The organism is Stenotrophomonas sp. SMYL8 (assembly GCF_036320065.1).
Classification (GTDB): Bacteria; Pseudomonadota; Gammaproteobacteria; order Xanthomonadales; family Xanthomonadaceae; genus Stenotrophomonas; species Stenotrophomonas maltophilia_A.
On sequence record NZ_JAWIRR010000040.1, the window covers coordinates 25,000 to 35,122 of the forward strand.

The 10,123-nt window shown below is 67.7% G+C and carries 11 protein-coding genes and 1 pseudogene; 5 read left to right on the forward strand and 7 right to left on the reverse strand.

The features are described 5' to 3' along the window. The first annotated feature begins 1 nt into the window (after position 1). Genes V3B25_RS20655 through V3B25_RS20675 form a run of 5 tightly spaced genes read left to right on the forward strand, consistent with a single transcriptional unit; the run spans position 2 to position 3,625 of the window. A complete protein-coding gene (locus V3B25_RS20655) occupies positions 2 to 904 on the forward strand; it encodes a TPM domain-containing protein (protein ID WP_329811474.1) in 903 nt (300 codons plus the stop codon). Then, on the forward strand, positions 904 to 1,398 hold the full coding sequence (locus tag V3B25_RS20660; RefSeq protein ID WP_111202427.1) for a TPM domain-containing protein: 495 nt from the start codon (positions 904 to 906) through the stop codon (positions 1,396 to 1,398). Before V3B25_RS20655 ends, V3B25_RS20660 begins: the two co-directional genes overlap by 1 nt. 51 nt (positions 1,399 to 1,449) lie before the next feature. After that, positions 1,450 to 2,337: a prolipoprotein diacylglyceryl transferase gene (gene lgt, locus V3B25_RS20665; protein ID WP_032129899.1), complete on the forward strand. Its 888-nt coding sequence runs from the start codon at positions 1,450 to 1,452 to the stop codon at positions 2,335 to 2,337. After that, the gene (locus tag V3B25_RS20670; protein WP_201118226.1) at positions 2,334 to 3,128 is read left to right on the forward strand and encodes a thymidylate synthase; all 795 of its coding nucleotides are present in this window, start codon (positions 2,334 to 2,336) and stop codon (positions 3,126 to 3,128) included. Before lgt ends, V3B25_RS20670 begins: the two co-directional genes overlap by 4 nt. 5 nt (positions 3,129 to 3,133) lie before the next feature. Further along, positions 3,134 to 3,625, forward strand: coding sequence for a dihydrofolate reductase (locus V3B25_RS20675; protein ID WP_329811479.1), 492 nt, complete (start codon positions 3,134 to 3,136; stop codon positions 3,623 to 3,625). 89 nt (positions 3,626 to 3,714) lie between these two features. On the opposite strand, the gene V3B25_RS20680 is transcribed toward V3B25_RS20675, so the two are convergent. From V3B25_RS20680 to lptD, 7 genes and pseudogenes are all read right to left on the reverse strand, one after another. Continuing rightward, complete coding sequence (locus tag V3B25_RS20680) at positions 3,715 to 4,362, reverse strand: DUF1287 domain-containing protein (RefSeq protein ID WP_032129902.1); 648 nt, start codon at positions 4,360 to 4,362, stop codon at positions 3,715 to 3,717. Beyond that, positions 4,359 to 5,384 carry a symmetrical bis(5'-nucleosyl)-tetraphosphatase gene (locus tag V3B25_RS20685; RefSeq protein WP_329811475.1) on the reverse strand — a complete coding sequence of 342 codons (1,026 nt, stop codon included), beginning with the start codon at positions 5,382 to 5,384 and terminating at the stop codon, positions 4,359 to 4,361. Before V3B25_RS20685 ends, V3B25_RS20680 begins: the two co-directional genes overlap by 4 nt. Before the next feature lie 15 nt (positions 5,385 to 5,399). Beyond that, the gene (apaG, locus tag V3B25_RS20690; protein WP_005412297.1) at positions 5,400 to 5,783 is read right to left on the reverse strand and encodes a Co2+/Mg2+ efflux protein ApaG; all 384 of its coding nucleotides are present in this window, start codon (positions 5,781 to 5,783) and stop codon (positions 5,400 to 5,402) included. Positions 5,784 to 5,796: 13 nt separating this feature from the next. Continuing rightward, positions 5,797 to 6,600 carry a 16S rRNA (adenine(1518)-N(6)/adenine(1519)-N(6))-dimethyltransferase RsmA gene (rsmA, locus tag V3B25_RS20695; RefSeq protein WP_049460910.1) on the reverse strand — a complete coding sequence of 268 codons (804 nt, stop codon included), beginning with the start codon at positions 6,598 to 6,600 and terminating at the stop codon, positions 5,797 to 5,799. Beyond that, positions 6,597 to 7,577, reverse strand: coding sequence for a 4-hydroxythreonine-4-phosphate dehydrogenase PdxA (pdxA, locus tag V3B25_RS20700; RefSeq protein WP_329811476.1), 981 nt, complete (start codon positions 7,575 to 7,577; stop codon positions 6,597 to 6,599). Before pdxA ends, rsmA begins: the two co-directional genes overlap by 4 nt. 18 nt (positions 7,578 to 7,595) lie before the next feature. Further along, positions 7,596 to 8,927, reverse strand: a pseudogene (locus V3B25_RS20705) (peptidylprolyl isomerase); the annotation flags it as partial. After that, positions 8,924 to 10,123: LPS assembly protein LptD (gene lptD, locus V3B25_RS20710; RefSeq protein WP_329811477.1), on the reverse strand; the 1,200-nt coding region annotated here is incomplete at its 5' end. The pseudogene V3B25_RS20705 and the gene lptD, both read right to left, overlap by 4 nt.

Below are 10,123 nucleotides of genomic sequence, written 5' to 3' on the forward strand. Positions count from 1 at the left end.
GATGCGCCTGGCCTCTGCGCTGTTGGCCCTGCTGCTGTGGCTGCCGCTGGCCTCGCATGCGCAGCAGCTGGCGCCGGTTCCTGCGCTGGATTCGCCGGTGGTCGATACCACCGGCACGCTGGATGCCGCGCAGAAGCAGGCGCTGGTGCAGCAGGCGATCGAACTGCAGCAGCGCAAGGGCAGCCAGCTGCAGGTGCTGGTGGTGCCGACCACCCAGCCGGAGGACATCGCGCAGTACACCACGCGGGTCTTCGATCAGTGGCAGATCGGCCGCAAGGGCGTGGATGACGGGGTGCTGCTGGTGGTGGCCAAGGACGACCGGCGCGTGCGCATCGAGCCGGGCTACGGTCTGGAAGGCGCCATTCCCGATGCCATCGCCAACCGGGTCATCCAGGAATACCTGGTGCCGCGCTTCCGCAGCGGCGACTACACCGGTGGCATCACCGACGCCACGGCGGTGCTGGTCAAGCTGATCGACGGCGAAGCGCTGCCGGCACCGGTCAGCGGCCATCGCGGTCGGGAACCCGGCGGTGGCGGCGATACCTGGTTCCTGGCGTTGTTCATCGGTGTGTTCGCCGGCAGCATCCTGCGCGGCGTGTTCTCGCGCGTGCCGCGACCGTTGCGAGGCCTGCTCGGCGGTGCCGGTGCGGCGCTGGCGGCGTTCCTGTTCACGTCCACGCTGCTGGCCAGTGGCCTGGCAGGCGTCGTAGGGCTGATCGTGGCCATGCTCTCCGGTCATCCGGGCCGCTTTGCCGGCGGCGGCGGCTGGGGCGGTGGCAGCTGGGGCGGTGGCAGCTGGGGTGGCGGAGGCGGCTTCGGCGGGGGCGGTGGATTTGGTGGCGGCGGCGGCTGGGGTGGCGGTGGTGGCCGCTCCGGTGGTGGCGGTGCTTCGGGGGGCTGGTGATGATCCAACGTCTATGTCGGCACGTGTTTTCGCCGTCGGTACGGCGCGCGTTCCCGCCCGCCACATTGCAGGCGATCACCGAGGCCATCGCGGCCGGTGAGCAGCGCCACGGTGGGCAGGTGATGTTCGCGGTGGAAGCGGACCTGCCGCTGGCCGCGCTGTGGCACAAGGTCACCCCGCGCCAGGCTGCCGAGCATGCCTTTGCCCGCCTGCGCACCTGGGATACCACCCACAACAACGGTGTACTGATCTACCTGCTGCTGGCCGATCACGCGATCGAGATCGTTGCCGACCGGGGCCTGCACGGCCGGGTCAGCCCGGCACAGTGGCAGCGGGTCTGCACCCACCTGCGCGAGGGCCTGCGTGGTTCCCATCCGGTGGAAGCGCTGCAGGATGCCATCGACGAGGTCTCCAGCCTGATCGAAGGGCACTTTCCGGCCTCGACGCGGTCGAACGATGACGCGTTGCCGAACTCGCCCCAGCTGCTTGGTTGAGCCGGGGCGGCACTGGCCCGAGAATAGGCGTTCAACCGCAAGGCACCTTCCATGATCTATTTCCACGACATCGACCCCATCGCCCTCTCGCTGGGGCCGATCAAGGTGCACTGGTACGGCATCATGTACCTGCTCGGCTTCACCGCAGCCTGGCTGCTGGGCCGCAAGCGCATCGCCGATGGGCGCCTGCCGGGCGTCGATGCCAACGGCTTCTCCGACCTGCTGTTCTACGCCATGCTCGGCGTGGTGCTGGGCGGGCGCATCGGCTACATGCTGTTCTACGCGCTGGGCGATTTCCTGCATAACCCGCTGCTGCTCTTCAAGGTCTGGGATGGCGGCATGAGTTTCCACGGCGGCCTGTTGGGCGTGATTGCCGCCTGCTGGTGGTGGTCGCGCAAGCACAAGCTGCATTTCTTCGACACCATGGATTTCATGGCGCCGCTGGTGCCGCTGGGCCTGGGCTTCGGCCGTATCGGCAACTTCATCGGTGCCGAGCTGTGGGGCAAGTACACCGACGGTAGCTGGGGCGTGGTGTTCCCGTCCGGCCTGCCGGCGCCGCTGAATCAGCTTGACCACGCCACCCTGCAGGCGCAGTTCGCCACCGGTGCGTTGAACCAGTTCGCCCGCCATCCCTCGCAGCTGTATGAGGCGTTGCTGGAAGGCCTGGTGATGTTCGTGGTGCTGTGGGCGGTGTCGGCCAAGCCGCGTCATCGCTACCTGGTCGGTGGCCTGTTCGCGCTGATGTACGGCCTGTTCCGCTTCGCGGTGGAGTTTGTGCGTATGCCCGACAACGGCGTCTACGTGGCCTTCGACTGGCTGACCCGTGGCCAGATCCTCAGCCTGCCGCTGATCGCCTTCGGCCTGGTGCTGCTGGTGATGTCGCGCCGCGCGCCGGTACTGCAGCCGCAGCCGCTGGTAGCTGCCGAGGGCAAGGCATGAAGGCTTACCTGGACCTGCTCTCGCACGTGCTCGAACACGGCGCCGAGAAAAGTGATCGCACCGGCACCGGCACCCGCAGCGTGTTTGGCTGGCAGATGCGTTTCAACCTGGCCGAAGGCTTTCCGCTGGTCACCACCAAGAAACTGCACCTGCGCTCGATCATCCACGAGCTGCTGTGGTTCCTGAAGGGCGACACCAACATCGGCTACCTGAAGGACAACCAGGTGCGGATCTGGGACGAGTGGGCCGACGAGAACGGCGACCTCGGCCCGGTCTACGGCAAGCAGTGGCGCAGCTGGGCTACCGCCGACGGCCGCGAGATCGACCAGATGCAGTGGCTGGTGGACGAAATCAAGCGCAACCCCGACTCGCGCCGGCTGGTGGTCAGCGCCTGGAACGTGGGCGAGCTCTCGCAGATGGCGCTGATGCCGTGCCACAACCTGTTCCAGTTCTACGTGGTGGACGGCAAGCTCAGCTGCCAGCTGTACCAGCGCAGCGGCGACATCTTTCTCGGCGTGCCGTTCAACATTGCCAGCTACGCGTTGCTGACCCACATGGTGGCGCAGGCCACCGGCCTGGGCGTGGGCGACTTCGTGCATACGCTGGGTGACGCGCATCTGTACTCGAACCACTTCGAGCAGGCCAGCGAGCAGCTGTCGCGTGAGCCGCGCGCGCTGCCCAAGCTGTGGTTGAACCCGGAGGTGACCGATCTGTTCGGCTTCCAGTTCGACGACATCCGCATCGACGGTTACGATCCGCACCCGGCCATCAAGGCGCCGGTGGCGGTATGAGCGCGATGAAGCTGTCGATGATCGTGGCGCTGGACCGCAACCATGGCATCGGCCAGGGCAATGCCATGCCCTGGCACCTGCCGGATGATTTCAAGCACTTCAAGACGCTCACCCTGGGCAAGCCGATCCTGATGGGGCGCAAGACCGCCGAGTCGATCGGCCGCGTGCTGCCGGGGCGGACCAACCTGGTGCTGACCCGCAGCGGCCAGGTGCCGTTCGAGGGCATGCGCGCGGTGGCGTCGCTGGACGAGGCGAAGGCGATTGCCGAAGGCGAGGGCGCCAGCGAGCTATGCATCATCGGCGGCGGCGAGATCTTCCACCAGCTGCTGGACCAGGCCAGTGACCTGTACCTGACCTGGGTGGATGCCGAAGTCCCCGCCGATACCCATTTCCCCGAAGTGGACGTGCAGGACTGGCGGGAAGTGAGCAGCGAGCCGCATCCGGCCGACGAACGTCACGCGTACGCGTTCCGCTTCGTGCACTACGTGCGCCGTTGACCGCCGCCCATCTGTAGAGCCGAGCCATGCTCGGCTGCTGTTGCCGGACACATCCCGTAGCCGAGCATGGCTCGGCTCTACAGGATTGCCTACGGCATCCGGTAATGCCCGATGATGGCGTGCCGGAACAGCAGGTTCTCTTCGCGGGTGCCGCGCGCGATGTTGTGCAGCACCAGCGGCGTGCCATCGGCCAGCTGCCGGTCGGAGACGATGCCCACGTGCAGCAGGCCGTTGCCGTTGAGCTTCCAGGCAACGATGTCACCGGCCGCATAGTCGGTGGCGAGGGCGGTGATCGGTTGCTGCCAGCCCTGCCGTTCGAACCAGCGCATCAGGTTCGGTACACGACGATGATCGATGTTGCGGTCCGGCCGTGACAGGCCCCAGATCGCCGGATAGGCACTGAAGTTGCCGCGCATGTCTTCATGCACGCGTGCCTGCAGGTCCAGGCCCTGGCTGCGCAGGGCGCGCACCACCACATCGGTGCACACGCCGCGATCCAGTGGCACGTCGCCGCCGGGATAGGCCAGCACTTGATAGGCAGGGTCGTAGCGGGTGGTGACGCCGATCTGCGCGCGCGCCGCAGCCACCAGTGGCGGCGAAGGCGCCTGTGGTGGCGTCGGTGTGCGTTCAGCGCTGTCCGCAGCCGTGGGAGCAGTCGGCGAGCCGGGCTGGCAGCCGCTGGCCAGGGCCAGCGTCAGCAGCAGCACCGTCCATGGTGCCCAGCCGTGCCGCGTCATGCCTGCGGCGGGGTGCTGTTGTTGTTGGGACCGCCGGAGCCACCACCACCAGCGCCACCACGGCGACGACGACGGCGCGGGCCGCGGTTGCCCGGGTTGGCGGCCGGAGCATTGCCGCCGCCCTGTTCCTTGCCCTGCGCCGGTGCAGCCGGGCGCTCGTGCGCCGGGCGCGCTGGCGGGCGGGCGTTGGGCACGGGTGCCGGTACATCGCGGCCTGGCACCTGCACCACGCGCAGTTCATCGGTATCGAGCTGGATCGCGGTCAGCTTGCCGCCCCAGACCGCGCCGGTGTCGATGGCGTGCACGCCCTGGGTGATGGTCAGGCCCAGCGCCGACCAGTGGCCGCAGACGACCTTGAGGTCACGCTCGACCCGGCCCGGCACTTCGAACCAGGGATACAGCCCCTGTTCCTGGGTGCCCGGCGTGCCCTTGTCCTCGATGCCGATACGCCCGCGCGGGGTGCAGTAGCGCATGCGGGTGAGCACGTTGATGATCGCGCGCGAGCGGTCGTAGCCGGACAGGTTCGGTGCCCAGCTCGGCTTGTCGCCGTACATGTTGCGGAACAGCTTGCGGTAGCCGGCGCCGTGCAGCTGCACCTCGACTTCGGCCGCATGCTTCTCGGCCATCTGCGTGGTCCACTTCGGCGCCAGGCCGGCGTGCACCATCATCCAGCCCAGCTCGCGGTCCACGTGCACCAGCTTCTGCAGGCGCAGCCAGTCGAGCAGTTCGTCGCGGTCCTCGGCCTGCACGATGCGCAGCAGGTCCGGGTTGACCTTGCGCTGTTCCTCTTCGGTGCGCGCACCGACGGCCAGCAGCGAAAGGTCATGGTTGCCCAGCACCACCACGCTGTGCTCGCGCAGCGAATGCACCAGCTGCAGCGTTTCCAGTGACTGGCCACCGCGGTTGACCAGGTCGCCGCAGAACCACAGGGTGTCCTGCGCCGGGTCGAAACGGATCTTCTCCAGCAGTCGCTGGGTGACGTCATAGCAGCCCTGCAGGTCGCCGATCGCCCACACACTCATCGTTCGGCCTCCGTGTCAGTGCAGGGTACGCGGGATGGCCAGCACGAAAGGTGCGACCGGCGCGGCAAATTCGGTGCCGTCGTCGGCGACCATGTCGTAGTGGCCCTGCATGGTCCCGTGATCGGTCCCCAGCATGACACCGGACGTGTAATGGAAGTCTTCACCGGGACGCAGGCGCGGCTGCTCGCCGATCACCCCGTCACCATCGACGTGCTCGACGCGGCCGTTGGCATCGGTGATGCGCCAGTGGCGTGCGACCAGGCGCGCGGCAACACGCCCCTGGTTGTGGATGCGGATCGTGTAGGCGAACGCATAGCGCCCGTCTTCCGGCGCGGATTGATCGTCGAGGAAGCGCGGTGCGACTTCGACGGAGATGGCATAAACGTCAGCGTCTTCCATACCGGCAGTGTAATCAGGAGGCATTGGCCAAAGCGATGAATTCGGCCACGTCCAGCTGTTCGGCGCGGGCATCGGGACGCACGCCGGCGGCAACGAACTGTTCGGCGGACACCACGTTGTTCAGGGCGTTGCGCAGGGTCTTGCGGCGCTGCCCGAAGGCGGCCTTGACCACCTCGGCGAAACGCTTGTGGTCGTGGATGTTGATCGTGGCCGGGTCACGCGGCACCAGCCGCACCACGGCCGAATCGACCTTCGGCGGCGGCCGGAACGCGCCCGGCGGCACCACGAACAGCGAGGTCACCTGGCAGTAGGCCTGCAGCATCACGCTGAGCCGGCCGTACACCTTGCTGCCGGGGCCGGCGGCCATGCGGTCGACCACTTCCTTCTGCAGCATGAAGTGCATGTCGCGGATCACCGCCGCATGTTCCAGTGCATGGAACAGGATCGGCGAGGAGATGTTGTAGGGCAGGTTGCCGACCAGGCGGATCGACTGGCCGGCAGCCAGCTCGGTGAAGTCCACGCGCAGCACGTCGCGGTGGACGATGGTCAGCTCGCCCAGCGGCTCGGCGGCGGCGGTCAGTGGCGCGATCAGGTCGCGGTCGAACTCGATCACCGTCAGTTTCGGATGCACGCGCAGCAGCGGCAGGGTGATCGCGCCCTGGCCCGGGCCGATCTCGACCAGGCGGTCACCGTCTTTCGGGTTGACCGCCATCACGATCTTGTCGATGTAGTGGCGGTCGGCCAGGAAATGCTGGCCAAGCTGCTTCTTGGCCGGGGCGGTGAACACCGGGCCGGAGGGGGAATGCGGGGAATTCATGCGCTCAGTGTACGTTGCCGCGCAAGCTGCGCACACAACGTCGTTGCCGCCTGCAGGCTGGAAGGATCGGCAATGCCGCGGCCGGCAAGGTCCAGCGCGGTGCCATGGTCCACCGCCACGCGCGGGTAGAGCAGGCCCAGGGTCAGGTTCACCGCCTGCTCGAAGCCCGAATACTTCAGCACCGGCAGGCCCTGGTCGTGGTACATCGCCAGCACGCTGTCGAAGCCTGCCAGCTTGGCCGGCAGGAAGGCGGTATCGGCCGGCAGCGGCCCGATCAGGTCCATGCCCTCCGCGCGCAGGCGCTGCAGCAGCGGGATGACCAGGTCCAGTTCCTCGCGGCCCAGATGACCGTCTTCACCGGCATGCGGGTTCAGGCCGAGCACGGCGATGCGTGGCGCGGGCAGGCCGAATTCGCGGCGCAGCGCAGCGTGCACGGTGCGCAGGGTGTGTTCCAGGCCGGGCGCGGTGATCGCGTCGGCCACCTCGCGCAGTGGCAGGTGGGTGGTGGCCAGGGCCACGCGCACGATGTGGTTGGCCAGCATCATCACCACCTTCACCCCGGCCTGGTCGGCCAGCAGTTCGGTGGTGCCGCTGTAGGCGATGCCGCCTTCGTTGATGACCGCCTTGTGCACCGGGCCGGTGACTACGCCGTGCAGTTCGCCGGACAGGCACGCCTGGCCGGCACCGAGCAGGGCGCCGATGACGGCGCCGGCGTTGGCCGGATTGGCCTGGCCGAAGTGGCTGGGCACGGTATTGGCTACCACGCGCACACGCAGATCGCCGGGGACGCGTGCTTCGGCGTCCTCGGGCAACAGCTGCAGGGGCAGGTTCAGCGCGGCCGCGGCCGCGCGCAGGGTATCCGGGTCGGCGAAGGCCAGCAGCCGGCAATCTTCACGCGGCTGCTGGACGAGGCGGACACACAGCTCCGGGCCGATCCCGGCGGGCTCGCCCGGTACCAGAGCGAGCTCGGGGCGCATCGGTCAGGACTGCGGCGGCGTGGCGGTGTTTTCCGCGCGGTCGCCGCTGCGGAAGCTGACGTAGGCTTCGCCACGCAGTTCCTGCAGGAAGCGGTTGTACTCGTCTTCCAGCTTGCGGCGGCCGATGGTCTCGCGGACCTGGGCCCGCTGGTTGTCAGTGGTCACGTCGGTCTGGCGGGTGCCCACGCGCTGCACGATGTGCCAGCCGGCATCGGTGCGGAACGGCTGGCTGACGCCACCGTCCTGGATGCCGGACACCTGCTGGCCGAACGCCGGACCGAACGCGTCGGCCGGGAACCAGCCCAGATCGCCGCCCTGGCCCTTGCTGTTGTTGTCCTCGGAGGACTCCTTGGCCACGGTCTCGAAGTCCGCGCCACCGGCGATGCGGGCACGCAGGGTATCGATCTTGGCCTTGGCGGCAGCGTCGGTCTGGTGATCGTCCACGCGCACCAGGATGTGGCGGCCGTGGTACTCGGTGACCGTGTGCTCGCCACCGCTGGCGGCGCTGGCATCACGCACTTCCACCAGCTTCAGCAGCTGGAAGCCGCTGGGGCCGCGGATCGGGCCGACCACTTCGCCGGGCTTCATCTTTTCCATCATCTGCGCGAAGGCCTGCGGGATTTCGTCCAGGCTGCGCCAGCCCAGGTCGCCGCCTTCCAGCGCGTTGGGGCTGTCCGAATAACGCACGGCGGCGGCGTTGAAGTCCAGCTCACCCTTGTCCAGCAGGGCCTTCACGCCTTCGGCCTTCTTCTGGCCGGTGGCGATCTGGTCGGCGTTGGAGCCGTCGGGCAGGGCGATCAGGATGTGCGCCAGGTGGTACTGGTTGCCAACCGTGGCCTGCTGCTTCAGGGCGGCGTCGACTTCGCCCTCGCTGACGCTGATGCGGCTCTGCGCGAAGCTCTGGCGCAGGCGCTGCACGGTGATTTCATCGCGCACCGAAGCGCGGAAATCGTTGAAGTCGATGCCGTCGTGGGCCAGGCGCTGGCGCAGTGCATCCAGGTTCGAGCCGTTCTGCTGGGCGATGGCATTCATCGCCTGGTTCAGCTCCTGGTCGCTGACGCGGATGCCGCTGCCCTGGGCGCGGGCCACCTGCAGCTTGACCAGCACCAGGCGCTCGAGCACCTGGCGGCTGAGTACGTCTTCCGGCGGCAGCTGGTTTTCACGGCCGGCGTACTGCGCCTTGATGTTGGCGATCGCACGCTGGAGCTCGCTCTGCAGGATCACGTCCTCGTCGACGACGGCGGCGATGCGGTCCAACGGCTGCGCCTCCTGCGCGAGCACCTGCAGGGGGGCGGACACGCTGGACACCGCCAGCAGGGAGGCGAGAAGAACGGGGAAGCGCTTGGTCATGGGATCTGATTCGGATCGTAGTCATCCCGGGTCGCCCCGGTGTTGCTGGGCGGCACGAGATAGAGGTCGTCGCGGTTGTAGCCGAGGATAGCACGGCGCAGCGTACGGTCCGTGTCCTGGCCGATGGAGCTGAGGCCCTTGAGGACGAACTCCAGCTGGATGGAATTGTTCATGTCGCCTTCGCGGTTGCGCACGTAGCGGCGGGCCACTGCACGCACGGCCAGGCAGCAGCTGTCCCACTGCACGCCGGCGATGATCTCCAGCGGTTCCTTGTCCTGCAGCGAGTAGTAATACCGGCCCACCAGGCTCCAGCGCGCATTCAGCGGGTACAGGAACGACAGGTCGGCCTGCTCCAGCAGGGTCCGGTCATGCTTGTTGGCGGTTGCCGGGGCGCCGGCATTGATGCGGTAGCGGTAGCTGAGGTTGATCACGCCATCGTTGGGCATCAGATAACGGGCGCGGACGCTGGCCAGATCCTCGCGCTTGTACTTCGGGTCCCACTGGTAGGTGGCGCCCAGGGTCCAGCGGTCGTTGATCATGTAGTTGCCGTCGGCGATCCACGCCGACTTGCCCTTCTCCACCGGCGCGCCGCCCGGCGTGGTGCTCACCCGCGATTCGTCGAAGTACTGGATCTGGCCGATCGCGGCCGAGAAGCGTTCCTTGCCGGTGGTCTGGTCGATGAAGCGGGTGCCCAGTGCCAGGGTCAGCTGGTTGGCATCGTTCTGGCGGTCGGCGCCGGTATAGCGCGAGTCGCGGAACAGCTGGCCCCAGCTGAAGGTGAAGTCACGGGTGTCGAAGATCGGCAGCTCGTCCTGGTTGCGGTAGGGGGTGCGCAGGTAGAACAGGCGCGGCTCCAGGGTCTGCAGGAATGACTTGCCTCCGATCGACGTCTCGCGATCGAAGAACAGGCCGGCATCAAGGCTGCCGATCGGCAGGCTGCGGCTGGGCGAGGTATTGCCGCGCAGCTGTTCCGGAGTGGCCGTGGCCGGGTCGATGCCCTGCGAGCGCAGGATCTGGGCCTGGATGCCCCTTACCCCATCCACTAGACCACGGTCCAGTTGATAGGCGGTGTAGCGGTAGGCCAGGGTAGGGGTCACATACCAAGCTGCGCCACTGATCGGGAACGACACATACGGCTTCACGTCCAGTCGCGAACCGCCGCTGACACCGACGCCGTCGGTCCACTGCACTCCATT

What these genes read in the sequence shown, in the direction of transcription:
- V3B25_RS20675 (WP_329811479.1), top strand. Translation starts at nt 3,134, where the DNA reads ATGAAGCTGTCGATGATCGTGGCGCTGGACCGCAACCATGGCATCGGC.
- V3B25_RS20655 (WP_329811474.1), top strand. Translation starts at nt 2, where the DNA reads ATGCGCCTGGCCTCTGCGCTGTTGGCCCTGCTGCTGTGGCTGCCGCTG.
- rsmA (WP_049460910.1), bottom strand. Translation starts at nt 6,600, where the DNA reads ATGAATTCCCCGCATTCCCCCTCCGGCCCGGTGTTCACCGCCCCGGCC.
- apaG (WP_005412297.1), bottom strand. Translation starts at nt 5,783, where the DNA reads ATGGAAGACGCTGACGTTTATGCCATCTCCGTCGAAGTCGCACCGCGC.
- V3B25_RS20670 (WP_201118226.1), top strand. Translation starts at nt 2,334, where the DNA reads ATGAAGGCTTACCTGGACCTGCTCTCGCACGTGCTCGAACACGGCGCC.
- V3B25_RS20685 (WP_329811475.1), bottom strand. Translation starts at nt 5,384, where the DNA reads ATGAGTGTGTGGGCGATCGGCGACCTGCAGGGCTGCTATGACGTCACC.
- V3B25_RS20680 (WP_032129902.1), bottom strand. Translation starts at nt 4,362, where the DNA reads ATGACGCGGCACGGCTGGGCACCATGGACGGTGCTGCTGCTGACGCTG.
- lgt (WP_032129899.1), top strand. Translation starts at nt 1,450, where the DNA reads ATGATCTATTTCCACGACATCGACCCCATCGCCCTCTCGCTGGGGCCG.
- pdxA (WP_329811476.1), bottom strand. Translation starts at nt 7,577, where the DNA reads ATGCGCCCCGAGCTCGCTCTGGTACCGGGCGAGCCCGCCGGGATCGGC.
- V3B25_RS20660 (WP_111202427.1), top strand. Translation starts at nt 904, where the DNA reads ATGATCCAACGTCTATGTCGGCACGTGTTTTCGCCGTCGGTACGGCGC.